The organism is Methylorubrum sp. SL192 (genome assembly GCF_026672325.1).
GTDB classification, from domain to species: domain Bacteria; phylum Pseudomonadota; class Alphaproteobacteria; order Rhizobiales; family Beijerinckiaceae; genus Methylobacterium; species Methylobacterium extorquens.
This window is the reverse complement of sequence record NZ_JAPPQV010000003.1, coordinates 4,784,168-4,809,107: the sequence shown is the minus strand read 5'-3', so window position 1 is coordinate 4,809,107 and position 24,940 is coordinate 4,784,168. Positions and strand designations below refer to the sequence as shown.

At 68.2% G+C, this 24,940-nt stretch carries 31 protein-coding genes and 1 pseudogene; 9 read left to right on the top strand and 23 right to left on the bottom strand.

Annotated features, from left to right (window positions below; translation table 11 throughout):
- Nucleotides 1-9: 9 nt before the first annotated feature.
- Both OVA30_RS23370 and OVA30_RS23365 read right to left on the bottom strand, forming a co-directional pair.
- Nucleotides 10-1,127, bottom strand: a pseudogene (locus OVA30_RS23370) (2'-deoxycytidine 5'-triphosphate deaminase).
- Nucleotides 1,124-1,573, bottom strand: a complete 450-nt coding sequence (locus OVA30_RS23365; RefSeq protein WP_268177135.1) for a hypothetical protein — start codon at nt 1,571-1,573, stop codon at nt 1,124-1,126. The pseudogene OVA30_RS23370 and the gene OVA30_RS23365 overlap by 4 nt, the downstream one beginning before the upstream one ends.
- A 167-nt stretch (nt 1,574-1,740) precedes the next feature.
- On the opposite strand from OVA30_RS23365, the gene apaG reads away from it, so the two are divergent.
- From apaG to OVA30_RS23350, 3 genes are read left to right on the top strand one after another with little or no spacing between them, the layout of a single operon-like run.
- A complete protein-coding gene (gene apaG, locus OVA30_RS23360) occupies nt 1,741-2,133 on the top strand; it encodes a Co2+/Mg2+ efflux protein ApaG (protein WP_003601773.1) in 393 nt (130 codons plus the stop codon).
- Nucleotides 2,130-3,305, top strand: a complete 1,176-nt coding sequence (gene argE, locus OVA30_RS23355) for an acetylornithine deacetylase (RefSeq protein ID WP_268177134.1) — start codon at nt 2,130-2,132, stop codon at nt 3,303-3,305. The genes apaG and argE overlap by 4 nt, the downstream gene beginning before the upstream one ends.
- Nucleotides 3,306-3,315: 10 nt before the next feature.
- On the top strand, nt 3,316-4,236 hold the full coding sequence (locus tag OVA30_RS23350) for a bestrophin family protein (protein ID WP_253399107.1): 921 nt from the start codon (nt 3,316-3,318) through the stop codon (nt 4,234-4,236).
- Nucleotides 4,237-4,456: 220 nt separating this feature from the next.
- Here OVA30_RS23350 and OVA30_RS23345 read toward each other — a convergent pair whose 3' ends face one another.
- The 6 genes from OVA30_RS23345 to OVA30_RS23320 all read right to left on the bottom strand — a co-directional run bounded on the left by OVA30_RS23345 (nt 4,457) and on the right by OVA30_RS23320 (nt 8,275).
- Nucleotides 4,457-4,840 carry a CsbD family protein gene (locus OVA30_RS23345; protein WP_268177132.1) on the bottom strand — a complete coding sequence of 128 codons (384 nt, stop codon included), beginning with the start codon at nt 4,838-4,840 and terminating at the stop codon, nt 4,457-4,459.
- Nucleotides 4,841-4,914: 74 nt separating this feature from the next.
- Complete coding sequence (locus OVA30_RS23340) at nt 4,915-5,118, bottom strand: CsbD family protein (RefSeq protein WP_012605520.1); 204 nt, start codon at nt 5,116-5,118, stop codon at nt 4,915-4,917.
- 90 nt (nt 5,119-5,208) lie between these two features.
- Nucleotides 5,209-6,120, bottom strand: a complete 912-nt coding sequence (locus tag OVA30_RS23335; protein WP_268177131.1) for a PhnA-like protein — start codon at nt 6,118-6,120, stop codon at nt 5,209-5,211.
- 43 nt (nt 6,121-6,163) lie between these two features.
- Nucleotides 6,164-6,505 carry a CsbD family protein gene (locus tag OVA30_RS23330; RefSeq protein WP_012605518.1) on the bottom strand — a complete coding sequence of 114 codons (342 nt, stop codon included), beginning with the start codon at nt 6,503-6,505 and terminating at the stop codon, nt 6,164-6,166.
- Between the two features lie 58 nt (nt 6,506-6,563).
- Nucleotides 6,564-6,719, bottom strand: a complete 156-nt coding sequence (locus OVA30_RS23325; RefSeq protein ID WP_268177128.1) for a CsbD family protein — start codon at nt 6,717-6,719, stop codon at nt 6,564-6,566.
- 95 nt (nt 6,720-6,814) lie between these two features.
- A complete protein-coding gene (locus tag OVA30_RS23320; protein ID WP_268177126.1) occupies nt 6,815-8,275 on the bottom strand; it encodes a helix-turn-helix transcriptional regulator in 1,461 nt (486 codons plus the stop codon).
- 623 nt (nt 8,276-8,898) lie between these two features.
- Between OVA30_RS23320 and OVA30_RS23315 the strand changes: the two genes are divergently transcribed.
- Both OVA30_RS23315 and OVA30_RS23310 read left to right on the top strand, forming a co-directional pair.
- The gene (locus tag OVA30_RS23315) at nt 8,899-10,320 is read left to right on the top strand and encodes a tyrosine-type recombinase/integrase (RefSeq protein ID WP_268177125.1); all 1,422 of its coding nucleotides are present in this window, start codon (nt 8,899-8,901) and stop codon (nt 10,318-10,320) included.
- Between the two features lie 94 nt (nt 10,321-10,414).
- Nucleotides 10,415-10,999 (top strand): metallophosphoesterase family protein, encoded by a 585-nt coding sequence (locus OVA30_RS23310; protein WP_268177123.1) that lies wholly within the window; start codon nt 10,415-10,417, stop codon nt 10,997-10,999.
- Here the strand turns inward: OVA30_RS23310 and OVA30_RS23305 are convergent.
- The 9 genes from OVA30_RS23305 to OVA30_RS23265 all read right to left on the bottom strand — a co-directional run bounded on the left by OVA30_RS23305 (nt 10,996) and on the right by OVA30_RS23265 (nt 15,552).
- Nucleotides 10,996-11,541: a hypothetical protein gene (locus OVA30_RS23305; RefSeq protein WP_268177121.1), complete on the bottom strand. Its 546-nt coding sequence runs from the start codon at nt 11,539-11,541 to the stop codon at nt 10,996-10,998. The two genes, OVA30_RS23310 and OVA30_RS23305, sit on opposite strands and share 4 nt — an antisense overlap.
- A gap of 88 nt (nt 11,542-11,629) precedes the next feature.
- The gene (locus tag OVA30_RS23300; protein ID WP_268177119.1) at nt 11,630-12,172 is read right to left on the bottom strand and encodes a hypothetical protein; all 543 of its coding nucleotides are present in this window, start codon (nt 12,170-12,172) and stop codon (nt 11,630-11,632) included.
- A 120-nt stretch (nt 12,173-12,292) separates the two neighbouring features.
- On the bottom strand, nt 12,293-12,760 hold the full coding sequence (locus tag OVA30_RS23295) for a hypothetical protein (RefSeq protein WP_268177117.1): 468 nt from the start codon (nt 12,758-12,760) through the stop codon (nt 12,293-12,295).
- A gap of 118 nt (nt 12,761-12,878) precedes the next feature.
- A complete protein-coding gene (locus tag OVA30_RS23290; RefSeq protein WP_268177116.1) occupies nt 12,879-13,097 on the bottom strand; it encodes a hypothetical protein in 219 nt (72 codons plus the stop codon).
- 92 nt (nt 13,098-13,189) lie between these two features.
- Complete coding sequence (locus tag OVA30_RS23285) at nt 13,190-13,663, bottom strand: hypothetical protein (protein WP_268177115.1); 474 nt, start codon at nt 13,661-13,663, stop codon at nt 13,190-13,192.
- A gap of 27 nt (nt 13,664-13,690) precedes the next feature.
- Nucleotides 13,691-13,972 (bottom strand): hypothetical protein, encoded by a 282-nt coding sequence (locus OVA30_RS23280; RefSeq protein ID WP_268177114.1) that lies wholly within the window; start codon nt 13,970-13,972, stop codon nt 13,691-13,693.
- On the bottom strand, nt 13,972-14,370 hold the full coding sequence (locus OVA30_RS23275; protein WP_268177112.1) for a hypothetical protein: 399 nt from the start codon (nt 14,368-14,370) through the stop codon (nt 13,972-13,974). The genes OVA30_RS23280 and OVA30_RS23275 overlap by 1 nt, the downstream gene beginning before the upstream one ends.
- Before the next feature lie 625 nt (nt 14,371-14,995).
- Nucleotides 14,996-15,217 carry a hypothetical protein gene (locus tag OVA30_RS23270; protein ID WP_268177111.1) on the bottom strand — a complete coding sequence of 74 codons (222 nt, stop codon included), beginning with the start codon at nt 15,215-15,217 and terminating at the stop codon, nt 14,996-14,998.
- Nucleotides 15,217-15,552, bottom strand: a complete 336-nt coding sequence (locus OVA30_RS23265; protein WP_268177110.1) for a hypothetical protein — start codon at nt 15,550-15,552, stop codon at nt 15,217-15,219. Before OVA30_RS23265 ends, OVA30_RS23270 begins: the two co-directional genes overlap by 1 nt.
- A gap of 152 nt (nt 15,553-15,704) precedes the next feature.
- Here OVA30_RS23265 and OVA30_RS23260 point away from each other — a divergent pair, with 152 nt between their 5' ends.
- Together OVA30_RS23260 and OVA30_RS23255 are read left to right on the top strand one after the other, a co-directional pair.
- On the top strand, nt 15,705-16,238 hold the full coding sequence (locus tag OVA30_RS23260) for a hypothetical protein (RefSeq protein ID WP_268177108.1): 534 nt from the start codon (nt 15,705-15,707) through the stop codon (nt 16,236-16,238).
- 63 nt (nt 16,239-16,301) lie between these two features.
- Nucleotides 16,302-17,114, top strand: coding sequence for a hypothetical protein (locus OVA30_RS23255; protein ID WP_268177107.1), 813 nt, complete (start codon nt 16,302-16,304; stop codon nt 17,112-17,114).
- A gap of 74 nt (nt 17,115-17,188) precedes the next feature.
- Here the strand turns inward: OVA30_RS23255 and OVA30_RS23250 are convergent, their stop codons facing one another.
- Together OVA30_RS23250 and OVA30_RS23245 are read right to left on the bottom strand one after the other, a co-directional pair.
- Nucleotides 17,189-17,521 carry a hypothetical protein gene (locus OVA30_RS23250; protein WP_268177106.1) on the bottom strand — a complete coding sequence of 111 codons (333 nt, stop codon included), beginning with the start codon at nt 17,519-17,521 and terminating at the stop codon, nt 17,189-17,191.
- Between the two features lie 452 nt (nt 17,522-17,973).
- Nucleotides 17,974-18,255, bottom strand: coding sequence for a hypothetical protein (locus tag OVA30_RS23245; RefSeq protein ID WP_268177105.1), 282 nt, complete (start codon nt 18,253-18,255; stop codon nt 17,974-17,976).
- Between the two features lie 504 nt (nt 18,256-18,759).
- On the opposite strand from OVA30_RS23245, the gene OVA30_RS23240 reads away from it, so the two are divergent.
- On the top strand, nt 18,760-20,787 hold the full coding sequence (locus OVA30_RS23240) for a hybrid sensor histidine kinase/response regulator (RefSeq protein ID WP_268177103.1): 2,028 nt from the start codon (nt 18,760-18,762) through the stop codon (nt 20,785-20,787).
- An 88-nt stretch (nt 20,788-20,875) separates the two neighbouring features.
- On the opposite strand, the gene OVA30_RS23235 is transcribed toward OVA30_RS23240, so the two are convergent.
- Nucleotides 20,876-21,256, bottom strand: coding sequence for a response regulator (locus OVA30_RS23235; RefSeq protein ID WP_268177102.1), 381 nt, complete (start codon nt 21,254-21,256; stop codon nt 20,876-20,878).
- 197 nt (nt 21,257-21,453) lie between these two features.
- Here OVA30_RS23235 and OVA30_RS23230 point away from each other — a divergent pair, with 197 nt between their 5' ends.
- Nucleotides 21,454-22,572, top strand: coding sequence for a sensor histidine kinase (locus tag OVA30_RS23230; protein ID WP_268177100.1), 1,119 nt, complete (start codon nt 21,454-21,456; stop codon nt 22,570-22,572).
- Nucleotides 22,573-22,647: 75 nt separating this feature from the next.
- Here OVA30_RS23230 and OVA30_RS23225 read toward each other — a convergent pair whose 3' ends face one another.
- The 3 genes from OVA30_RS23225 to OVA30_RS23215 are packed head-to-tail and all read right to left on the bottom strand — an operon-like array spanning nt 22,648 to nt 24,866.
- Nucleotides 22,648-23,508, bottom strand: coding sequence for a transglutaminase family protein (locus OVA30_RS23225; RefSeq protein WP_268177099.1), 861 nt, complete (start codon nt 23,506-23,508; stop codon nt 22,648-22,650).
- Between the two features lie 54 nt (nt 23,509-23,562).
- Complete coding sequence (locus OVA30_RS23220; protein ID WP_268177098.1) at nt 23,563-24,468, bottom strand: extracellular catalytic domain type 1 short-chain-length polyhydroxyalkanoate depolymerase; 906 nt, start codon at nt 24,466-24,468, stop codon at nt 23,563-23,565.
- A 44-nt stretch (nt 24,469-24,512) separates the two neighbouring features.
- On the bottom strand, nt 24,513-24,866 hold the full coding sequence (locus OVA30_RS23215) for a hypothetical protein (RefSeq protein WP_268177093.1): 354 nt from the start codon (nt 24,864-24,866) through the stop codon (nt 24,513-24,515).
- Nucleotides 24,867-24,940 lie beyond the last annotated feature (74 nt).

Genomic DNA, 24,940 nt, shown 5'->3' with positions numbered 1-24,940 from the left:
GCGGATCGATCAGGCTGCGGGCGGCTCCGGCTCGCTGGCGAAATGCTTCGAGAGCTTCAGCCCCTGCGCCTGATAGTTCGAGCCGGCGCCCGCGCCGTAGAGGGTCGCGGGCCGCTCCAGCATGCGCTCGTAGACGAGGCGGCCGACGATCTGGCCGTCTTCCAGGAGGAACGGTACGTCGCGCGAGCGCACTTCGAGCACCGCGCGGGCGCCGGCGCCGCCCGCTTCGCTGAGGCCAAACCCCGGATCGAAGAAGCCGGCATAGTGGACGCGGAACTCGCCGACGAGGGGATCGAACGGCACCATCTCGGCTGCGTAGTCAGCCGGCACCCGCACCGCCTCCTTCGAAGCCAGGATGTAGAACTGACCGGGATCGAGGATCAGCGTGCGGCTGCCGTCCGCCGGCAGCGGCTCCCAGAAGTCGCGGGTGCGGTGACCGCGCGGCCGGTCCACGTCGATCAGACCGGTATGGCGCTTGGCCCGGTAGCCGATCAGCCCGTCGAAGCCCGCGAGATCGACCGAGACCGGCACGCCGCCCTGAAGCGAGGGGGTTGCGGCATCGATCAGCGGGTCGCTGGCGTGGAGCGCGGCAAGCTCCGTCTCCCGTAGCCGCGGGTCGCCCTGGCGGAAGCGGATCTGCGACAGGCGCGAGCCGGTCCGCACCCGCACCGGGAAGGTTCGCGGTGAGATCTCGGCGTAGAGCTTGCCGGCATAGCCTGCCTCGATCTGGTCGAAGGCGCTGGCGCGGTCGGTGATGACGCGGGTGAACACGTCGATGCGACCGGTCGAGCTTTTGGGGTTGGCGCTGGCGCTGAGATCGGGGGGAGCGCCAGGGTTTCCTGCAATTCGGCGATGTAGACGCAGCCCGTCTCCAGGACGGCGCCCTGCGTCAGGTCGATCTCGTGCAGCGCGAAGGCCTCGACGCAGGTCGCGACCGAACGCCCGCTGCCGGGCAGGAAGCTCGTGCGCACCCGGTAGGCGCGGCGGCCGAGCCGCAGGTCGAGGCTGGCGGGCTGGATCTGGTCGGCGGCGTAGGCGGTCGCGGGGCGGATCGCCCCGGCTTGCGTCAGCGCCGTGATGGCCTGCGCCGGCAGGATACCGGATGCTGCCGGCACGTCTCCGCTCATCGTCCCGTCCCCTCGCCTTTGCGTTTGGCCTCGGCCTCCGCGCGCTCCGCCGCCTCGATGGCAACGACCATCCGTGCCAGCGCGAGCCGGGCGCAGGCGCCCATCGCCACGAGACCGGCGAGCGCGCTCGCGAGCAGCGGAAACAAATCGGGCCGCAGATATGACACGCCCGCCACCACAAGCGCACCGATCCCCATCGCCTTGCCAAGCGCCAGCATCGGTGAGGGCAGGCCGCGGATCTCAGTCTCCACGCCCGTCCGCTGCCGGACGGCCCGGGCCGCGATCCGCGCGGCGGTATCGAGGCCGAGCGCCATCACGAGCGCGAGCGCCGGCCACCGGTTCTGAGCCGGGTCCCACCACGCGAAGGCGAGGGCGACAGCGAGCATCAGGACGGAGCCGAGAGCCGGCCCCGCCGCCAGGGGCGGTCGATCGGGCCGCGTAGCCATCAAGGCTCCCTCGAATTCTCCCCGGTGCGAAGCGTTCGGCACGTGGTCTCCGGCCTCCGCTCACCGTAGGATACCGTGATTGACGAGGTTTCTGGCGCCACGTACCACGGCGCGTCGCGAATGTCGCGATGCGGCCTGCGTGCCGTCCACGGAGATGCTTTCACGCGATGTACAAGGCCGAGACGCGCGGCATCATGGTGACGGTGGAGCCCCGTTTCGTCGAGGAGGAGTCCTCGCCGGGCGAGAGCCGCTACTTCTTTGCCTACACGGTCGAGATCGTGAACAACGGCAGCGAACAGGTGCAGCTTCGCTCGCGCCACTGGCGGATCATCGACGGACGCGGCGCCTGCCAGGAGGTGCGTGGCGCGGGCGTCGTCGGCAAGCAGCCGGTTCTCGAGCCGGGCGAGTCGTTCAGCTACACCAGCGGCTGCCCGCTCACCACGCCGGACGGCCTGATGGCGGGCAGCTACACGATGTCCACGATTGGCGGCGAGAGCTTCGAGGCGGAGATTCCGGCCTTCTCGCTGGACTCGCCTCATCTGCGCCGCGTCGTCCATTGACGGCGCCGGCCGGCGGCACCCGCCTCACGCCGCTGGAGCTTCTGGAGCGGCTCGTCGCGTTCGACACCGAGAGTTCGAAGTCGAACCTCGCGCTGATCGACTTCGTGGCCGAGTATCTCGACAGCTGGGGCGTGCCCCATCTCCGGGTGCCGAACGCGGAGGGTGAAAAGGCTGCCCTGTTCGCCACCCTCGGGCCGGTGACGGATGGCGGCGTCGTGCTCTCGGGCCATACCGACGTCGTGCCGGTAACGGGTCAGGCCTGGACCTCCGATCCCTTCCGCCTGCGCGTTGCCGACGGCCGCGCCTATGGCCGTGGCGCCGTCGACATGAAGGGATTCGACGCCCTGGCGCTCGCCATGGTGCCGGCGGCGCTGGAGGCCGGGCTGACACGGCCGATCCACATCCTGCTTTCCTACGACGAGGAGACTACCTGCCTCGGCGTCGCCGACACCATCGCCCGCTTCGGCGCCGACCTGCCGCGGCCGGGCGCCGTGATCGTCGGTGAGCCGACGGAGATGCAGGTGGCCGACGCGCACAAGAGCGTCGTGACTTACAACACCACGGTGCACGGCCACGCGGCGCATTCGGCCAAGCCCGGTCTCGGCGCCAACGCGGTGATGGCGGCGGCCGACCTCATCGCCGAACTCAACCGCATCGCCGACGCGATGGTCGCCCGCGGCGACGCCTCCGGCCGGTTCGACCCGCCGAACACCACCGTCCATGTCGGCGTGATCGAGGGCGGCACCGCCCGCAACATCCTGCCGAAGCTCTGCACCTTCCTGTGGGAGTTCCGCGGCCTGCCCGACCTCGACATGGCCGAGATCCCCGCTCTCTTCGCTGCCGCCTGCGAGCGTGTGACCCGCGAACGCCTCAACCGCTACGGCGAGTTCGGGCATATCGCGACGGTCGAGGAGGTCTCCGTGCCGGGGCTCGCGCCCGATCCGGGCTCGGAGGCCGAGCGGCTGGCCCTGCGGCTCGCCGGCCGCAACGCGACGATCACCGTGCCGTACGCGACCGAGGCCGGACGCTTCCAGCGGGCCGGCATCCCGACCGTGGTGTGCGGGCCGGGCTCGATCGATCAGGCGCATCAGCCCGACGAGTTCGTCACCCTCGATGAACTCGCCCGCGGCGAGGCCTTCATGCGCCGGCTGGTCGCGGCCTGCGCCGGCTGAGACACGTGCCATGATCGTCCGTCCCCGCCCCGGCCTGCTGACGATCCTGTTCGCCATGCGCGGCTCGATCCTGCCGAAGGTTGCGCCCCAGGTCATCGTGATCGCCGCGCTTTCCTTCCTCGTGGTGGCGATCGAGCAGCGCCACGCGGCCTGGTTCCCGGTCACGGCCGGCATCGGCCCCTTCACCCTGGTCGGGCTCGCGCTCTCGATCTTCCTGAGCTTCCGCAACGGCGCCTGCTACGATCGCTGGTGGGAGGCGCGGCGGGCCTGGGGCAGCCTGATCGTCGAGTTGCGCGGCCTCGCGCGGCTTCTGCCGGCACTGCTGCCGGAACCTGAGCACGAGGCCCTGCGCCACCGCTGCCTGCGCCGGGGCGCCGGCTTCGCCCATGCCCTGCATGCCCGCCTGCGCGGGCTCGACGAGACCGAGGCGCTCGCCCCCTGGCTGCCCTCAGAGGAAGTTCTGACCCTCGGGCAGAGGCCGAGCGGGGCCGACGCGGCGCTGACGGGGCTGACGCGGGATCTCGCGGGCGCGGCGAAGGCCGGCGCGCTGAGCGACGTGCTGTTCGTAAGCCTGGAGCACAAGATCGCCAGCCTCTCCGCGATCCAGGCCACCTGCGAGCGCATTCACGGCACGCCGCTGCCCTTCGCCTACACGCTGCTGCTTTACCGGACGGCCTGGCTCTACTGCCTGCTGCTGCCGTTCGGGCTTGCCGGCTCGCTCGGCTGGTCCACCCCGATCATCGCCGCGCTCGTCGCCTACGCGTTCTTCGGCCTCGACGCGCTCGGCGACGAGCTGGAAGAGCCGTTCGGCACCGACGCCAACGACCTGCCCCTCGACACCCTGTTGCACACAGCCGATGCGGCGATCCTCGATGCGCTCGGCGAGACCGGCCGTGAGGCACCGAAGGCCGACCGGTTCATGCTGCGATAGCCGCGCATCCCTGAAGCGCGGCCAAGGTCGCGGCGAGGACGAGCTTGGCCCAACTAGGGTTTCGCGTCGTCGTCGATGCCCGTTCCGGCGGCTCAGCGCCTGTGACGCGTCGGGGTCGTGGCCCGGCCGGTGAGGCGGCGGCTGATGAAGGCGATGACCCTCGGCAGGACGAGGGCGGTGAGAAGCTTGCGGATCATGGTTGTCTCCAAGATTGCGGCGGTCAGCGCGACGGACGCGCGAGCCAGCCCAGCGCGAAGGCGGCCGCGGCGATGCCGAGCAGCGTCGAGGTGCGGTTGGCATCGGCGTGGCGGACGGCGCGGCGACCGTAATCCCGGCCGCGGCGGCGGGCCTCGCCGGCATAACGGCGCCCATCCTGAATCAGGTCGTCGGCCCGTTCACGTGCGGAATGGGCGAGGTGTTCGCCGTCGCGGGCGAGATCTTCGATGCGGTCGCGGGCGCTGCCATAGGCGTATTGCGCTCCGCCGGCCACTTGGTTCGCGGCACCGCGCACTTGGCGGACCGGGTCGCCCGTGACGCCGCCGAGGGCGGTCTGAGCACGGCCCTTGATGCGACGGGACGCGCCGCGGAATTGATCGCGGTTCATGGCTCTCTCCGAATGACGAGTAGGAAGGGCAAAGGGATAGCGACGGGGCCGGCCGGGCCGGCCCCGCGCAGGGATCAGTGCTTGCCGGTGACCTTGTCGGCGAGGTTCTTGGCACCGTCCTTGACGTCGCCGACCGTCTTCTGGGCCTCGCCTTTCAGCTCCTGAGCCTTGCCCTCGGCCACGAGCTTGTCGTTGCCGGTGACGTTGCCGATGCCCTGCTTGACGTTGCCGGCCGCCTCGTTGGCCAGGCCCTTGATCTTGTCGGTCGTGCTGCTCATCGGATGCTCTCCTTTTAGGTGGTCAGGTTCACCGGCAGCGCCGGTCGTGGAGGCTCCCGCTTAGGGCGGCGGGAGCCGAGGGAAGGGTGATCAGGCGCGGCGGGCGTCGTAGGTGCCGACGAGCGTCGCGGGCTTCGGAGCGCCGAGGCGTCCGCCGAAGAAGGCGGCGAGGGCGCCGAGGATCAGCGCCAGGGCCGCGTAGAACGCGCCCTGGGTGGCGGCCGACTTGGCGGCCACGGCGGCGGCTTCGGCCTTCTGCTTGGCCGTGGCGACGGCCTGCTCGTACTGCTTCTCGTAGCCGTCGATCTGCGCCTTGGCCTGGTCGGGCGCGATGCCCTGCGCCTTGGCGAGCGCGTCGGCGGCGCGGCTCTTCGCCTGCTCCTTCTGGGCCGGGTCGCCCGACAGGACGGCACGGACGGCTGCGACGGCCGCATCACGGGCGGCCTGCGGGTCCTGGCCGGCGGACTGCTCGCGAACCGTCCGCTCGATTCCGTCGAGCGGGTTGGCAATCTTCGACAGCGAGGGGGCTGCGGCCTGGGCCGCGGTCTGCACCGTCCCGCCGACGATGTTGCCGGCGCCGCCGAGCGCGCCCGAAACCGTGCCGAGCGTGCCGCCGACGAGGCCGCTCGCGGCCGAGGTGATGAGGTGCAGAACCACCAGCGTGGTTACTGCCCAGGCGACGAGGCCGTGCAGGGCGGCCACGCCGGGCAGCGGCTTGCCGGAGAGGCGACCGGCGATGACACCGCCGGCCAGCGAGGCGACGATGCCCGAGACCACGAACCACAGCCCCGCACCGAGCGAGAAGGTCGAGGCGTCCGGATTGTCGGCGGCGTTGGTGCCGACGGAGGCCAAGCCGACGCCCACCCCGACGAGGTTCAGGACGACCTGGGTTACGAGGGCGGTCACGGCGCCGGCGAAGATGGCGCCCCAGGACACCTCGTTGAGCAGTACGGCCCGCGTGTCGCCGGCAGCGACGGGGGATAGGCTTGTAGTCGTGGTCACGCAATTACTCCGGTGGTCAGAGAAGTCGAAAAGAAGGGAGGTGTCAGAGCCGGCTGACGAGAAGGCCCAGGCCGAAGCCGACCGCGGCGGCAATGAGAAGCGAGGTGCCCGGCGCCTCGGAGACGTACCCGCCGACATCGCGGGATCCCTCGCGCAGGGTGCGGCGGCTCCGGTCGTAGGCGTCCTCGGCATAGTCGGAGACCTCGTCTGCGGCGTGCCGGACGGCGTCCTTGGCCTGGCCGTAAAGGTTCTCGGCGGTGCCTTGCGCTTCGCGGAAGCGGCCCTCGACGGAATCGTTCTTCGAGCCGGTCAGGTCGCCGACCGCGCCCTGAACCTTGCCGCCGAACTCCTTGGCGGCGCCCGTGATCCTGTCCGTATCGACCATGTCATTCTCCTCGTGTTCTTGAAGGGCCGGCACATCGATGTGCCGGATGACCTTCGGGTCATTTGCTGCGCGGTGCGGCCTTCGACGGCTGCACTTGGCGTTTCTGAGCCTTGCCCTCGGCCTCGACGCGGGCATCACCCGTCAGCTTGCCGATGGCCTCTTTCACCGAACCCTTGGCTTCGGTGGTGGACGTCGATTTCGCGCGGTCGGTCATCAGCACCTCGCGAGTGACTGGGAAAAACCCGGCTGGCTTGAGATGTCCGCTCGCGCGCGCCAATCAATAGTATCAAAATACCAGTAGAGCGGTTTTTATGTACCGGAGGGGTGGAGGGGAAATCCGTTCTCGCGTCCCCAGATCACGGCCTCCGCCCGTTTGTGGACGCCGAGCTTGCGGTAGAGCGCGGCACCGTGATTCCGGACGGTGTTGCGGGACAGGTTGAGCCGCTTGGCGATGGCGTCGTCATCAAGACCGGTGCAGATCAGGTTCAGGATCTGGCGCTCGCGCACGGTGAGGATTGGGCTGGCTCCGACGCCGTCGTGGCCGCCGGGCTGGCGCAGGTTGGCCAGCTTCTCGATGAGCCCGCGGCTGAACCACGAGGTGTCGGCCATCACCGCCTCGATGGCGTCGAACAGCTCGCGCTCGCCGCGCTTGCGCTCGGTGATGTCCTGCAGGACGAGCAGAGCGAAGGTTTCCTCGCCGATCTCGACGCGCTCGGCGGAGGCGAGGCAGTCGAGTTCCGACCCGTCCTGGTGGCGCAGGCAGACCTCCTGCCCAGGGACGAAGCCGGTGCGGCCGACCGCCTCCTCGAACCGCTCGCGGGTTGCATCGGCCACCCACAGCCCGGTCTCGGAGGGCGAGCGCCCGACCACGCTGTCTTCGCCGTAGCCGAAGACGCGGGTGAACGCGTCGTTGATGCTGGTCACCGTGAAGCCGTCCAGCCGCGCCAGCAGCGTCGGCACCGGGGTCAACCGGAACGCCGTGGCGAAGCGCTCCTCGCTCTGCCGGAGCGCGGTCTCGGCCTTCCGGCGCAGTTCAAGGTCGGCGAAGGTGAACAGCATGCAGGGCTCTTCGCCCATCTCGATGGGCTGGCCCGCGACGATGACGAAACGCGAACCGCCATCCGGCAGGTTGAGGCAGGCTTCCATCTGCGGAATGGTGCCGCCCTCGTTCAGGCGCGACACGGCGAGGTCGCGGTTGCGGGCGCCGGCCAGCACATCGACCTCGTAGACGCTGCGGCCGATGACGGCATCACGGACATAGCCCGTCATCTCCAGGAAGCCCGCGTTCACCTTGACGTGGCGTAGGTCGGACAGCCGGGTGATGATGGCGGGCGCCGGGTTTGCGTTGAAGGTCTTCTCGAAGCGCTCCTCGGCCTCGAACTGGTCCGACACGTCCTTGAGGATGAGGGCGAGGCAACTCGGCTTGCTGTTGCGGTCGGTGGCCACCAAACTGCGGAGCGAATGGACGAAGTAGACGTCCGGGCGGTCGGGCTGCCGCACCTCGACGACGACATCATGGAAACGCTCGCCTGCGACCACCCGCTCGATCGGATAATGCTCGGGCGCGCGATTGTTGCGGTAGCGCAGGGTAAAGCGCTCGCGGTAGGCATCGACGGTCGCGCCGAGTCCGTCGAGGGTCTCGACGCCGTGCATGGCAAGCGCGGCCTCATTGGCGTAGGCGATGGTCTGGTCGGGCTCGACCAGGATCACGCCCTCGCTCAGGCCGGCGATGATCTGCCGAAGCTCATGCCTGTCGACATCCGCCGTCACGCCCGCGTCGCTCCCTCTCGCGCCAAGCTGCCAAGCCGACAGCCGTGCTCAAACGAATTGCGCGCAAAGCGGTTCCGGACCGGATTTAGTAATTCGGGATCATGCCGCTGATATCAGGGGACCGGACGTCTCGCTCAGTCCGACGACTGGCGTCGTGACTGTGAAGCCGTCAGCACCGGCGACGAAGCGTACGTGCGAGGGCAGTTCGCGTGTGCTGACCGTGTGCCGCGGCCACGGCCGATCTCGGCAGCATCGTCACCGGTTTGACGGGGCGACACGACGATGGGCGGGGCCATCATCGTTCATTGCGAGATCAGGCGAGCATGCCTTCGCACCACCCCGCGTATCCGCGAGGCGGTGGTTAGGATCGCGCCGCATAGCCGAAGCTTCTGCACCACTGGATAGGCCAAAAGTCGGTCAGGAAGCTGACTTCAACGCTCGCCGGAGCTCAGTGATCTCAACGGCTTACGAGTTTGCAAAGCAGGTGGCGGAGACGGAGGGATTAGACGACTGGGATCCGTTAACCCATTCTAGCGTCAGCAAGTCCAGGGAATTGCGCGGCTTTCCGGGTCGTATTACGGTTCAAAACCGGATCATATCCCCCTCCAAGGACGCCCCCGCCCGTGCCCCGCAAGCCCGACCCCGAGATGGCGTATCTCACGGTACACGACGGCCTGTACCGCGTCTCCATGGGCGTGCCGAAGGCACTGCGCCAGCAGCTGGGCAGCCGCCTCGTGAAGTCCACCGGCACGAAGTCGAAGGGGCAGGCGAAGCTGGTCCGCGACCGCGTCGTGCCCGAGTTCAAGAAGCGGATCGAGGACGCCTGGAAGGCCCGAGGCGGCAAGCGCGGATCCCTCCTCGCCGAGGCCCTGGAGACCCGCAAGCTCCTGGAGACGGCGGACGACAACCTCGCCGACTTCATGATTCAAGGCGCCCTGGAGCGGAGCGACGAGATCCTCAATGAGGGAGCGACCTGGGTCAACGAGCACACTCCTGACGGAATCGTCCCGGTCCGGCGGCCGACCCCGGAGGCGGTGAAGTCCGTCACCGAGTTCCGGCGCGTGCTCGCCGGGGACACCCCGATCGCGTTCCATCATCAGGCCTTCGTCGACGGCCTGAAGATCAAGGCGCGGAGCAAGCTCGACGAACCCCGCGCCCTGTCGATCCTGCTCGACTGGCTGGAGGCCAACGACATCGAGCCGTTCATCGAGAACATCAACCGCCGCAATGCAATCCGGTTCATGGACTGGATGGATGCCGACACGAACCTGTCATGGGCAAGCAAGGCCAAGTATTTCGGGAGGATCAAGTTCTACTGGGCGTGGCTTGCCCGACGCGAATACGCGAAGGAGAACCCGTTCCTCGACCTCAACCTCGACAAGCCGGATACGGAGCGCGCCGACGACGAGCGGCCCTACACCGATGGCGAGGTCCAGAAGCTTCTCATGGGCAGCCCCATGGAAGGGGACCGGATGCGCGACGTGATGATGATCGCCGCTCTGACCGGCGCCCGCCTCGACGCCGTGATCGACCTGAAGGTCGGCGGCCTGTTCGACGGCTACTTCACCTTCAAGGCGCAGAAGAAGGAGCGGGACAGTCGCCACGTCCCGGTCCACCCCGACCTCGACGAGATCATCGCGCGCCGGATCGAGGGCAAGGCGCCCAAGGACGACCTGTTCCCGGAGTGGCCCGGTCCGCCGTCGACTTCGGTGAAGCCGCGCTCGTCTTACTTCTCGAAGCGCTACACCAAGTACACCTCTGATATTGGGGTGCGAGACGAGGAACAGGGTCGCCGCCGTAGCAAGATCAACTTCCATTCGTGGAGACGCTGGTTCATCACGAAGCTGGAGCGCGCTCGCGTCGGCGAGCCCCTGATCGCCGCGATCGTCGGCCACAAGCGCCCCGGCATGACGCTCGGCCTCTACTCGGGCGGCCCGGAGTTCCTGGAGGCCCAGGAGGCGATCGCGCTCGTGAAGCTGCCCCCGCTCGACGGCTCGCCCGTGATCGAGGAGCGGTCCCTCATGCCCCGCCGGAGGACGTCATGAAACCCAGGGCCCATCGTTCGAATCCCCAACCCTCCGCCCAACCCTAGGGACCTGCAGCGCCGCGCGCCGGGTCCCAGATTGAGGACCCGTAAAAATGGCCCGTAGGAATACTTTCTTTACCGCGGACACACATTTCTCTCATGAGGGCATCCTGCGGATGTGCAAGCGCCCGTTCGCGTCGGTGCGCGACATGAACCGCACCCTCGTCGAGCTCTGGAACGCCCGCGTCGGCAAGGACGACGTCGTCTGGCATCTGGGCGACTTCGCGCTGGGGGCGACCCCGGCCGAGGCGGCCTCGATCTTCGCGGCGCTGAACGGAAGGCTCATGCTGGTCAAGGGCAACCACGACGGGCCCGACACGCTCGCGCTGCCGTGGGCAGGGCCGGTCGAGCACATCGTCGAGACCTCGATCGACGGGATGCGGCTTGTATTGTGCCACTACCCGATGAGGGCGTGGAGGGGCAGCTTCGGCCGGACGGTCCAGCTCTTCGGTCACACGCACGACCTGCTTTCGCCGTCCAGCCTAAGCTGCGACGTCGGCGTGGACTCGTGGGCCTACGCCCCTGTCACCATCGCCGAGATCCGCTCGAAGCTCGCCGGGGTCACGGAGGAGCCCGAGGAGCGCCGGATGGCCCGCCTGCGAAAGATCGAGGCGGGCCCGGTCGACGACGAGGCCTAGCGGTGGATGAGGCTGCGCATGCGGCCAATGTTCTCCTCGGCGAAGCGGGAGCGCCAGCCGGTCGGCTCGGGGGCGGGCTCCGGCTCGGGCGAGGCTGGCCGGACGTGAGCGAACTTCTCGACGAAGGCATCCACGTCGAAATCGGACCCGTCATCGTACGGGGCAGCCTCCGCCGTGGCTTCCGTCCCGGATTCGAGCGGGGGCTCCCCGGCCGCGTCGGGTTCGTCCTCGGCCGGCGGGGCGCCGGCGCCGCCCTCGGCGAATAGGGCGTCGAGCTCGTCGGCGTGCCGGCGCAGGCGGGCGGCCCCGTCCCGGGCGATCGACGGGAGCGCGTCGACGACCCAGCCCGGCACCGGCTTCGCGCCGTCGGCGAGCATCCACTGAGCGACCCGGGCCCGCCCGAGGGAGCGCCCCGTCGCGGCCGAGAGCGCGTCGGCGAGCGGCGTCTGCCAGCTCCCGCCGTAGACCCGCTCGCCGACCGCCTGCACCAGGGCGACGCGCCGGGCGCGCTCCTCGCCGTCAGTGAACTCGCGCGTTCCCATGGATCCCCCTCCTTATGTGCGAACCCCGGGGCGGGTGGCCCTGGGTGAACGGATCGTATCACTGAACCTACCGAGTGAACCAGGGCGTTCACTCGCCGTCGATCAGCCCCAGGGCGGTGAGGATTGGCCTCCGCACCTGCTCCCGGCCCTTCGCGAGACCCTGGAAGAAGGCGCGGTCGTGGATCGCGAGGGCCCAGTGGATGTCCTGAGGCCGCAACGTCCGCGGCACGTGGAACAGCACCCCGTCGTCCTCGTCCCGGACCTCGTAGCGGCTGTAGTCGTTCCAATCGAATTCCAGCGTCCGGTCGGCGTCCAGCGGTCCGACCGCCTCGACCGCCCTGGCGAAGGTGACGCGGAGGTGGGCCAGGTCGACCTGTTGCCGGGCCGAGACGATCTCGGCGCTCGTGCCGCCGCGTCGCTTGATCTCCAGCACGCGCTGCTCGGCCCGCTGGAGCCAGCCGCGGGCCTGCTCCTCGGCGGTCAGCTCCAGGTAGGTCGGCTCGGGGGTCGTCTCGACGGGCACGTGGCCGCCGAGCAGGTCGTGCAGCTCGTCGTCGCGGAGGGCGGTCAGGGTGCACCAGGCGAGGATGCCGGCGTGGGACAGGCCGGGGGCCGGGGTGCAGAACAGCATGTGAGCGATCCTTTCAGGGTGGGTCCTCTCGCGAGGGGGCGTGCCGGCCCTCGTCGGGACCGCTCGAATCCGTGGAGCGGTCCGGAGAAGGGCCGGGGCGCTGGGCCCCGGCTGTCGTCCTCAGGCGGCCTGAGCGCGCCAGGTCGCGAGCTCGGCGTCGATCGCGGCGGCGACGGCCTTGCGAAGCGCCGGGCGGGACTCGACGTCGTCGGCCCAGCTGGAGCCCTCGGCGTAGGCGTCGATCGCCTCCTCGCCGTTCCAGCCCGAGAGGTCCGAGCCGCCGTCGACGCTCTCGCCGACCGCCTTCAGGATGTCGGCCGCGATCTCGACGGCCTCCTCCTCGTCGACCGTGCAGCGCAGCTCCTGGGCGCCCACGGTGATCGAGCCCCAGGATTTCGGCGTGCCCTCGTTGAGGACGAGGTTGTAGAGGGTCTCGGTGGCCGGCAGGGCCTGCCAGACCTCCGCGGCGTCCTTGTCGCTCGGGTCGCCCCAGCTCACCGCGTCGGCGATCGCGGCGGCCTCGGTGGTGCCGACGCCGAAGATGGCGGTGGGGGCCTTGGCGGGGACGGCGATGAAGAAGTTCGACATGTTCCTGTTCCCTGTGCTGGCCCGGAGGGGAGCGGGCTTGTTCACTGTGGCCCATCGTCGAGCCGCCTCTGCCGAGGCGGCTGGAGGAGAGGCCGGGGCGGGTGCCCCGGCGGTCGGCTCAGAAGGAGAGGTCGAGGGGCGCGTCGTGGAGGGGGAGCAGGCTCTCAGGGAGCGGGAGATCGTGGATCTCGGCGTCGGCCATCTGCCGCATCAGCGCGTCCCACCCCTCGGGGGAGGGGCCGAGGTCGGCGGGCTCCTCGGGGAAGAAGGCCGCGAGGTCGAGGCCGAAGGAGAGGTCGAGGTCCTGGGCGGGGGCGGTGGTCTGGGGCTGGGTCATCGGGGGGCTCCTTGAGGGGGGACCTTCTGTCCCTTTGGTGAACAATATCGTTCACTGAGCCGGCGTCGTCAATAGGAGGTGAACGTATTCGTTCACTTTTCTTCGTTGGGCTTCATCCGCGGCGCGGCGACGCCGATCGCGAACATGTTCCGCACGCTGTCCGGGATCGCGGCGCTGCGCTCGATGCGGCGGGGAGTGCCCATGACGTACGTCGCTGCGGTCGGCGCCGTGGACCAGCGCTGCCGTTGGATCGCGCGGGCCTCTCGGTCCATCAGCGGATCGGCGTAGACGCCCCGCGAGGGGATCGGCTCCATGCTGAGGATGTCGAGCATGTCCCCGGCGGGCTCGATCTCCCCGTCGAGCACGGCCTGCAGATCCTCCGGCGTGCAGCCGAGGCGCTGCGCCCAGTAGTGGATGCCGCCGGCCTCAGGGAGCGCCTCGATCATCAGGAGGCGTAGCTCCTCGGCCGTCGGCTCGTAGTCCTGGCCGCATCGCTGCGCCTCTTCGTGAAACTCCATGATGCGGCGGCGGGCGGGGTCGACGACGGGCGGTTCGAAATCGGTCATGTCTGTTCTCCTAGGTGAGGGGGTGAGTCAGCGGGGGTCGAGGTCGGGATCGCCCATGCCGTCGACGCCGAACGCGTCGGCGAGGAAGCTCAGCGCGACGTAGGCAGGGGCCCAAACGGCCGCCCACATCAGGGGCGCGTCGTGCGGCCACAGCGCCGGCGCGCCGATGGCCTGCAAGACGACGGCGGCGATGAAGATCGCGCTGTTCACCCTGAGGACGACGAGGCCCGCGATCAGGCGGATGCACTGGCGCCAGGCCGGGTCGGCCTTGGCATTGGCGACGGCGGTGGCGAGGAGGAGGCGGAGCATCAGGCGGTCCTTTCGGCGTCGGAGGCGGCGAGGCCCGCGTCGGCGCGGACCCAGGTGAGAGCATCGAGCGGGGTGATCCCCGTCCGGCGGGCGAGCTCGATCGCGATGGCGAGGTCCTCGACACCGAGGCGGCCGAGCAGGCGGGGCTCGCCCGGCAGCGGGTGGACACCGATCGAGCGGTCCTCAGGCGAGGACCGAGGAGCCACCGGCGCCGGCAACCGCACGCTGGCGCGGGGCCGGGTCAGACTCAGGCGGCGCAGGTGCGTGAAAACCGCCGACTCGCTCGTGCCCCACTTCGTGGCGGGGGCCCGAGGGCTCGGGTTCGCCGCGTGATCGGCCCGGATCCCGTCGTCCGATGGGACCAGGCGCTTCGGATTCGTCTGTCCTGGCGCAGGCATGGATGGCTCCTCGGGGGGCGGCTCTGAGGCCGGGGGGTCGGGCATCGTTGGGAAGACGGCGAGAACGGCCGCGCGCTCGAATCCCGAGAGCACGGTGGCGACTTCGCCGGTGGCTCCGGCAGGCGGGGGCGGCCGTAGACGGGCTGCTCCGGTACGAGGGCGAGAGCGGCCGCGCAGACGGCGTAGACCGCCTCGGCATGGACGCGGCGGGCCTCGATGCGAGCCGCCGCGGCCGCGTCGCCCTGGCGGGCGAGGCGAGCGTCCTTCGTGGCGAGGCCTCGCATCTCCGGGGAGATCCCGGGCGTGTCGAGGATCCCGCGGGCAGCGAAGGCGGCCCGGATGGAGTTGGCGCCCATTCCGGCCGCGACCTCGGCTGCTTTCATCTCGCCAAGCGCGTAAGCGGCCTCGATCGCGGCGGACTCCTGCGCGGCCGTGGAGGCTCGCTTTCGGGGTGAGGGCAGTCCCTCCCAGCCAAGGCGGATGCGCCCGATCCGATTGAGCTGGGATCGCTCACTCGTGTTCAGCGTCCACCAGCGCGCGCTGACAGCTTCGGCCCCGTGCGAGGCCCAGAGCCGGGCAACAGCCTCAGGCTCCGGGGTCCGGTGGACCTGGCGATCGACGTCGCTCACGGGCGGGGCTCCGTCGGCTCGTACGCGCGGGGGAGTGCCCGGAGCCCGAGAGCCGACAGGACGCGGGGCGAAACCTCGCGGCGGCCGAGCAGGAGCTTGGCGACGTAGGACTGCGTCATGCCGTGCCGGGCGGCCCAAGCGGACTGCCCGCCGGCGAGGTCGACAGCGGCCGCGAGGCAGCGGCCGACGTCCTCATCGTGGAGAGGGCGGCGGGCCATCAGCGGGCGTCCCGCAGCTGCTCGCGGCCGAGCTCGTCCGTGGGGATCCCGTACGCCCGGCACGCTCTCGTGAGCGTGCCGGCTTCGATGCCGAACGCTCGGGCGATTTGCTTGAGGGGGATGTCGCTGTGCGAGAGCGCCATCCGCAGTGCGGCCTCGCCCGGCGCCTTCCCGTTCACCAGTTCTCTCAGGCCGAGCCGCCGGCAGCGGTACCGGACGGCGTTCTCGCCGACGTCGTAGCGCCGGGAGATCGCCGCGTAGCCCTCACCCGCGGCGACGTGCTGCCGCAGCACCGCCGCCGGCACCTTGAATTCCTCCCTGCACACCCTTGGCATCTACCCCTCCTGCAAACCACTGAGCTGACGAGCTATCTAGTCAGCCAGTGTCATAACGGTATCCGATTCGGTGCTGAATGTAAGCGGGGGTTCTAATGTTGTGGTCAAGCGGACGTGAATCGGGGAGTCCCGATCGGGACTGCCAACCGACCGTGCGGGTGGTCCTGCCGGCGGGCTCGACGGTCCGGCTCGTCGACGTGTGGTCCGGGACGCGGACGAGCCTTCACGCCCGGCTCGTGACGGTGCGGCCGTTCGCGAGCCAGCAGCACTTCCTCAACCCGGAGCGCACGCGCTGGAAAGCCGGGTTCGACTTGCCGATCGGCGAAGTCGTCACGACGTGCCGCGTCCGCGAGCCAACCGCGGGCCAGCTCTTCCTCGTGACCGAGGACGGCTTGGAGCCGCTCACGTACGCGCAGGCGTGGGATCGAGTGGACCCGACGGGTGCGGAGGAGGGGCTGGCCGAAATGGAGCACGACGCCCGGGCCGCGAAGGCCGGCTTACCGCGTGAGCTCACCCGATTCGTCGGCGCTCACACCCTTCGGAACGGGGTCCACCCGATCGGGAATTCGCATTATTTTTCAGAGCGTTGCACCGCCCGGCAGGCGTTCTGGCGGCGGGCGACCCGGGCCGAGATCGAGGCCCTCGGCTCGGGGTGCGTACGTGCGCCTGTGGTGCCTTGCATGTGACGGAGGCAGGCTGTGGGCAGAGGGGACGGCGCGGTGCCGAGCCCCGCACAGGGACATCCAGCTATGAGCTTCCTCGCCCGAATCCTCGCCTCCATCGCCGCCGCCATGCGCGGCGCGTGGTCCTTCCTCTCCGACACCTTCGACGAGATCGTCGAGCCCGTCACGAAGCGCCTGCCGTGGGTGCGGAACCGGGCGCGCGCCGCCGGACGCGCCATCGACCGGGGCGTCTCCGCCGCCGCCGATGCGGCCGCCGTCACCGCCGAGGTTGCCCTCAAGGCCCCCGGCGTCGTGGGCCGCGAGATCGGCTCCGTCATCGCCTCCGCGCTCCCGTCACCGGCGGTGACCGGCCGGGCCCTGGCCGAGGGCGCCGTCGTCAGCGACGCGGAGATCGAGCGCTTGGTCGGGGCCGCGGGCGACGAAGACGGCTTCTTCGAGCGGCAGCGCCCCCCCGTCCATTTCGGCAACTTCATCCAGCACGCCATCGAGGCGTACCGCGACAACGGCGAGCGCGGTCTCGCCCGCCACGTGAAGACGGTGTCGGAGCCGGTCGCGGAGTGGATCCGTAGCCTCTCCCGCGCCGAGCTCTCCGCCGCCCTGACGGTCTCGCCGGACGTCCTGAAGCGCCACGCCGAGGCCACCCGGCAGGAAGAGCTCTCCCCGCTGATCCCGGCGATCCTGCCGGTCAAGCCGGCGCGCCTCGTCTCGGACGACGAGTTCGCCGCGATCGCTGCCCAGATGAAGCGGAACCGGCTTCACGATCGGGACGGTCTCGACGAGATGATGAAGCGGGGGCCGGGGGCCCGCCCGGAGCCGCGCTTCGACGCCGGCCAGCCGCCTGTCTACGGTCGCGGCTACCGCCCGCGGCCGCTGCACTGAGCGGCACGGATTCCTGAAACAAGAAGGGCCCGCCGGTCATCCCGGCGGGCCCTTTGCATTGCGCGGTCGCTCGGCTACGCGACGCCGCGGGTTTCCTTGAGCGCGGCGGTCAGGCGCTTCTCGGCCCGCAGGGCATCGCGGAGCAGATCCAACTCGCCCTGGGCCCCGGCGACTTCCGCCTCGGCTCGCGCGGCGCGGGCCTCGGCGGCGACCGCCCGGCGCGTGGCGGCGACTTGCCCAAGGCGCGCTTCCCGGAGCCGAGCGACGACCTCACCGACGGCGTTGGCTTCCCGGCGCTGCTCGTGCCGGATATCCGCCATGGCGCGCTGGACGCCCATGTGGGCGAATGATCCGACCATGCCGAGGCGGGAGCCGGCGTCGAGGCTGAGGTCGGTGGCGAGGCCCATGGGGTGTCTCCCGGTCTGGTGTGAGCCCAGGAGAATCGACCGGGAGTCCCGCGTCAACGGTGTTCCGGGCGGTTCGGTAAACGCTTTCCTGGCCTCTCGGGACCCCCGCGGGCCGACGTGCGCCCGACGTGCGCCTTCCAACATAAGAGAAAAATAAGAACGCTTAAGTGACTCTCCAGACTCAGCTATCGAGCTTTTTTCAGCCTCGAAAAGTTTGCGGGAAAATCGTTTCACCCGTTTTTCAGGTGTTCCGAACCATCCCTCCGGCAGCCCCGAGCACCGGTCCGGAAGGCTCCTGTGGATATCCCGTCGACCTGGCCCATCGTGCGCCCGAATGCCCGGCTGAGCAGTCTAGGCGAGAAGAGCTCTACCCCCGTTACTTCCGTATAATGAAACGCGTTTCTGGAAGATTAGCCGGGGGCGCACGTACGCCCCCGGGTGCGTACGTGCTCTTAGCTCACGTTGTAAGTGTAGGGGATCGAGAACTCCAATCCCCGCAGCTGCGCGTCCCGCGTGCTCGGCGACACGACGCGGAAAGGTGCGCCGCTCGCCCAGTTCAGCTTCGCGTTCGGGAACATGTAGAACGATCCGTTCTTCGACCCGGCGGCGAAAACGATCTCGCCGTCCGCGATAGCGTCGAGGTAGACAGCGAACCGGGCCTCGACGGCGGGGGCCACGTCGCAGAATGCGACCGCTCCCTCGAACCCGAACCGGAGCTGCCCGCCGTAGGCCATGCGCTGCCGGGGTAGATCTCGCAGCTTGCTAACTTAGTGGTACAGAGCCGTCCTTCGCCCGTTTGCAGCGTCCGGGGAAAGGGGTGGCGGTCCGCCTGTGCGGCGCCGCCTGGGCGCGGGTCGAGTGGGACGGTCAAGCGGATTCCTCCAGGTCGTGCGTGCTCTGCGACCGGGCTAGCGGTCGGACGCGAGCTTGGGCATTCCGCGAGCACGCTTGGAGATCTATAGTCCGCTCACGCATCAACAGCGGACCTGCCGCCGAGCGAGTGCAAAGGTCTGCAAGTGGCGCACAGCCGAATAATCGGCGTGCGAACTCCTGACCCCAAGCGGACATTCGACCTGTGCACGCCGAATGTCCGGATGGGGTCGGAAGCGACGCTTCAGGGCCTGTCGGCTCAGTGTCAGCTCCTAGCGCGAGGTAGTCGTATCTCTTGCACCGATAACGGCAAGCGCACGTTTCCCCCGCACCTGGCAAAAGATCCAACATACCCGATCAGGCGTGGTATGGTCATCCGTATGAATGACGAACAGATTCGCCCTGATGCGCAGCAGAACCAGGTTGTAAAGGCTACTCAGGTCCTCGAAACGGCCGCTGATCGTGATGACCGCTACCGGTTGTTGGTTGAGTCAATCGTCGATTACGCAATCTATATGCTCGACCCTCAGGGAAATATCGCGAGCTGGAACCCCGGCGCTCAGCGCTTCAAGGGCTATACGAGCGACGAGATCATCGGGCAGCACTTCTCCCAGTTCTATACCGAAGAGGATCGGGCCACGGACTTGCCTGCCCGAGCTCTGCACATTGCGGCCACCGATGGCCGCTTCGAACAGGAGGGGTGGCGCGTTCGCAAGGACGGTTCCCTGATGTGGGCGCACGTGCTGATCGATCCGATTCGCAGCCCGGACGGTCAGCTTGTCGGCTACGCTAAGATCACGCGTGACCTGAGCGAGCGGAAGGCGACGCAGGACGCGCTGCGGCAAAGCGAACAGCGCTTCCGCCTGCTCGTCCAGGGTGTTCAGGACTATGCCATCTACATGCTCGATCCACAGGGTGCGGTGTCGAGCTGGAACCGCGGCGCGCAACGCTTCAAAGGCTACACCGACGAGGAAATCATCGGCCAGCACTTCTCGAGGTTCTACACGGAGGAGGATCGGGCCACGGGCTTACCCGCTCGCGCCCTGCAGACCGTCGCCACGGAAGGCCGCTTCGAGGCCGAGGGTTGGCGGGTGCGCAAGGACGGCACCCGCTTCTGGGCGCACGTCGTGATTGACGCCATCCGCGGTGATCACGGCGAGCTGGTAGGGTTCGCTAAGATCACTCGGGACGTCACCGAGCGGCGCAACGTCCAGCAAGAACTCGAAGCGACGCGTGCGCGCTTCATCCAGTCCCAGAAGATGGAGGCAATCGGCCAGCTTACCGGCGGCGTGGCGCACGACTTCAACAACCTGCTGGCGGTCGTGCTGGGCAACCTGAGCATCGCGCGTAAGCGTTTGCCGAATGACCCCAAGCTGCTGCAGCTAATCGAGAACTCGATCCAGGCGGCCGAGCGTGGTGCGACGCTGACCAAGCGCATGCTCGCCTTCGCCCGCCGGCAGGAGCTGACCAGAGGGCCTGTCGACGTGCCCGAACTGGTGCGCGGCATGGCCGAGCTTCTGCAGCGCTCGATCAGTTCGAACATCCCAGTCAGCACGCAGTTTCCGCTACAGCTGCCGCTCGCCTTCGTTGATGCGAGCCAGCTGGAGCTGGCGCTGCTCAACCTAACCGTCAACGCCCGCGATGCGATGCCGGACGGTGGCTCGATCACGATCTCGGCGCGGGAAGAACGGATTAGCACCAGAGAGGCTGCCGGACTTCCCGCGGGCAGCTACGTCTGCCTGTCGGTCACCGACACGGGCATGGGCATGAGCGAAGAGACGCTCGCCAAAGCCACAGAGCCCTTCTTCACCACGAAGGGTGTTGGCAAGGGTACGGGACTAGGCCTCTCGATGATCCACGGCTTTGCAGGCCAGTCCGGGGGACGCCTGGTGCTCAAGAGCATTCTGGGACAGGGAACAACCGCCGAGCTATGGCTGCCTGTGGTTGAGGCGCACCTCCTCCATCAGGAGGGCGAGACGCCTCACCCAGACCTCCCGATCCTGAACCCGATGACGGTGCTGGTGGTCGATGACGATCCGCTGGTGCTGATGAACATATCAGCGATGCTGGAGGACCTTGGCCACGAGGTGTTGGAGGCGACCTCAGGCCAGCAGGCCCTGCGCATTCTGCGCCGTTCCGCCGAAATCATCGATCTGGTGATCACCGATCAGATCATGCCGGGTATGAGCGGCGTTCAGCTGATTGAGGCGATCCGCGCGGCGCACGCGGAACTGCCGGTGATCCTCGCGAGCGGCTATAGCGAGCTGCCGGAGGACAAGCTCACAGGGCTCGTCCGCCTGGGCAAACCGTTCGAACAGGCTGACCTCGCCCGCGCGTTGGTGACGATCATGCGGCCGTCCGGCCAAGTGCTCACGTTCCGACCTAAGCACAGCTGACGTAGGCGTGTAATGCCTGCCGTCGGGCGGAACTGGCAGGAGAAAGTCTGCCGATCTCCCTACTCCTGAACGGTGACCAGGAAGGCCGCTAAACCGGTCCGGCTTTGTCAAAGGCGTTGAGCACCTGTTCGACCAGATAGGGCTTGGGCACGAACATACCGTGGTCCGGCACATCGCGCGGCGCGGGGCGACACCGCCCCGACGTGATCACCAGGCGGATGTGCGGCCAACGCTCAGCAACCCGAGCGGCCAGCCCGAAGCCGTTCATCGATCCCGGCATCTCGATGTCGGTGAACAGCAAGCCGATGTCGCTACGGCTCTCCAGGATGTCCCAGGCCTCGTCGGCGCTCGCTGCTTCGAGCACGGTGAACCCAGCGTCCTCCAGCATGTCGGTCGCCATCATGCGTACAAGGTCCTCATCCTCAACAACAAGGACGAGGGAGGAAGAAGGGGTACGCAAGCCGGTCATCGTAGAGGAGAACCGTGTCAGGCGCGTGAGGTTTCAGGGGAGGCCGAACTCCCCCGGAGACGCAATAAGGCACTCCGGCAGAATGCGGCCGCACGCCGCCTGCAGTTCGCTAGAAAAGTATCCCGTCCGCCCAGGATCACCTAGGGTTCGCTATGAATGAGTTTCAACGGGACCTGTCTGGGACCCCAGAACGTACCTTGGCCGAGCGGCATATCGAGGCGATCCGCCAGCACGGGGGCATCTTTGTGGATGCGGTGCGGCTTACCCGGATGCCGATGATCGTCACTGACGCCACCCTGCCGGGCAATCCGATCATCTTTGCCAATCAGGCGTTTATGGAGCTGTCAGGCTACAGCCTGGAGGAGCTGCTCGGGCAGGATCCGCACTTCATGAACGGCCCAGAGACCGATCCGGCGACGGTCCAGGAGTACGAGGCGGCAATCCGCGAGAGCCGCAACGCGACGCTGGAGATCCTGCAGTACTGCAAGGACGGCAAGCCATTCCGGGCAATGCTGTTCGCCGCCGCGCTGGATGACGGCCAGGGCACGGTCACCAACCACTTCTTGTCGTACTTGGATATCACTCGTCGCGTCGAGGCCGAGACAGCGCTGCAGGCGCTGGCCGCCGAGCTGGAGCAACGCGTGGCTGATCGGACACACGAGTTGGAGGCGGCGAATGCACGGCTGAAAGCGCTCGGGGCCGAGCGCGAGATGTTGCTGGTCGAGGTCAATCACCGGGCCAAGAACAGCCTATCCATTGCTGGAGCGCTCTTAAACCTGCAGGGGCGCCGCCAGTCCGATCCTGCTGTCAAAGCGCTGTTCGCCGAGACCCAGGAGCGGATCAACGCCATGGCACGGGCGCACGACCTACTGAGCCGATCGGAGCACGTGCAGCAAGTTAATGCCGGCAGTTACGTAGCCGACCTCTGTGCTGCCTTGGAGGCATTGACCGAAGGCGATGATCGCATCCGGCTGGAGGCCCAGGTGGAAGAGGGGATCTTCGTCAGCGCCGACCGCGCTATTCCGCTGGGCTTGGCACTGACCGAGCTGGTGACCAACGCGGTCAAGTACGCGTTTCCGTCTCCGCGTTCCGGCACGATCCGCGCCCAGGTCCGCAGGCCGCATCCCGGTCGGATCGAACTGGTGATCCAGGACAACGGAGTCGGCATGGCGGGCGTGCGAGAGGGGTCCCTCGGCTATGGGCTGGTGCGCTCGCTGGTGCAGCAGATCGCGGGCGACATCGACATCCGCAACGATGCCGGGGTGACCGTGACAATCTCCTTCCCGGATTTGCCGCCGCGCGAGGCGGCGAGCTAGGCGCCGTAGGGATTGGCTGCCTCAACTCGCTCAAGCTAGAGCTTGCCTACTGACATGCGCGACTTCAGCAGCACGTTAGTCGTGAACTTCGACGGTCACGGACATATCCAGGAGGGCATCAGCGGGCCCGATGAAGCTGCCAGTCACCGGCATGGCCTGGCGAATGTCACGTGCCACAGCGACCGGGATCAGGTTCGCACCGCCCAAGCTGCCGTTCGTCGGGTCGAAGGTGACCCAGCCTGCGCCGGGTAGGTACACCTCGCCCCAGGCATGAGTGGAGCCGGCATCGGCCGACCCAAGCAGGCGACGTGTGGGGTCGTACAGGTAGCCCGAGACAGCCCTTGTGCCGAAGCCGAGGCTACGAACCGCCTCGACGAAGAGCGTGGCCAGATCCCGGCATGAGCCCAGACCTGATGACAAGGTTTGGCTCGGCGACTGTGTGCCCTCGTCCTCCCGAGCCCGGTAGGTGATCGCGACACTCACTCCGGCATTGATGTCCCTGAGGAGCGATAGAGTATCGGTGGGGTAGCCCGCAACGAACCCCTGCGCCCAGTTCTGCAGGCGATCCCCATCGGGGTATTGCCGAACCGTCAGTGCTCCGAGGTCCGTCCACTCGTCGTCAGAGTACCGGAAGGGAAACGAGATGGCAGAGGCGGCGATGTCGAAGACTGGATAGGCAGCCGCGGAAAGTTCGACCTGAGCTGCGCTATCGATGACGAGTGTGCTGGACGGTTTTGCAAAGATGGCGGTCGCGACCGCGTTCCCGGCGATGTCGTCGGCCCAGCGCACGGCTGCATCCGGCGTTACCGTGATGTCGCTCGAACGCAGCCTCAGGTCCCGGGCCTCTCGCGGGCGCAACATCAGCCGATGCGGTCCAAGTTCGACAGGCTGCCTGTAACGGTAGGTCGTCCGGTGGTGGATGCGTAGATCAACCAAGGGATGCTCCTAAGGAACCATTTCGGGCTGTTTCATCCGGACGGGCAGTCAGTGTCAGTACGCTCCGTCGCCCTTCGCGTGTGTCATGAAGAACCGGAGCATCTCACGGCTTGCGTCGGGACCGGTCGGATCGGTGTGCGAGCCGGACGGGTGGCCGCCGGCCCAAGCATGACCGCCGCCATGCAGGACCCACTGTTCCGACGACCACTTGCCATCCGGTTCGATTAGGATCGTTCGCGTATACGCCATTCCGCCATCGGAACGCCCCTCGACGGTGGTGATGTTCAGTTCCCCATCGGGCTGCGCCTGGGCGATGGCCTGATCGCCGTTGACCGGTGAGACGGTCGTGTCGCGGTCTCCGTGGAAGACGATAGTCGGTAGCGGATGCGTTGCTTGACGCGGACGGAGCAAGGCGCCTCGGCGCATCGTGGAGAAGGCCACGGACATCGAGCCTGCCGAACCACTCGCTAATCCAGAGTGTATGCCCACGGCAGCGTAGATGTCCGGGTAGGCCAGCGCCATGACCGCCGCGGCAGCCCCACCTGAGGATAGGCCAGCGACGTAGACCCTCGCGGGATCGACATTGAACTTAGCCATAATCTCACGCGTCAGGCCGGCGAGAATGGACGGCTCGCCCTCGTCGCGCTTCTGGTCCCCATTCCTGAACCAGTTCCAGCTCTTGCCGAGATTGGCCGACCTCGGTTGGTCGGGGTAGGCAACGAGGAAGCTCTGCTCCTCCGCCACCCGGTCCATCCCCGTGCCGATGGCGAAGTCGCGCGATGATTGAGAGCTGCCATGCAGCATCACCACCAGCGGGAGGGGGGCTCCCTCGTATCCGGAGGGGACGAAGAGGTCGTAAGCTCGGCTCCCGGCAGCGTTGCCGAACCGGCGTGCGAGCGCGCGGGGCCGGCCGATGGCCAGCCCCGACATCGTCGTCGACGCGTCTGCGAGGAGTGTCATCGCGGTGCTTTCGAGAAGGGATCGGCCGACGGCGACGAGATTGACTACGGCAGGGCGCCAATCATGCCCTTGGCCTCGGTCATGGTGTTCTCGCAGGCGCGTTGATCGCCCCGCTGGTCCTCGTCGCTCGCGCGGATGATGAGGGTCCTGGCCACTGCCACACGGTTCGCCGTCGAAATCAGGTCGGGGTCGCTCGGTGCGTCGAGGCGAGCACCCTGCACGCCCCGGGGCGAACCGGTCTGGAGCGAATGGCCCGCCTTAAGGCCCGCGATCTCCACAGCACCTGCACTGTCGAGGCGGCGTTCGATGGTCCCGATCTGCTCGGCGCAGGAGGATGCCAGCGCCGGAAGCGGCGAAAGGGCGAGTGCAAGCGTCGTGAGGGTGGCTACGAAGCGCATCGGAAGGGGACTTTCAATGAGGTGGCAGCACCGTGGCTTCGCCCGGCGAGCGAACGCCCCGAAGCCGTCCCTCA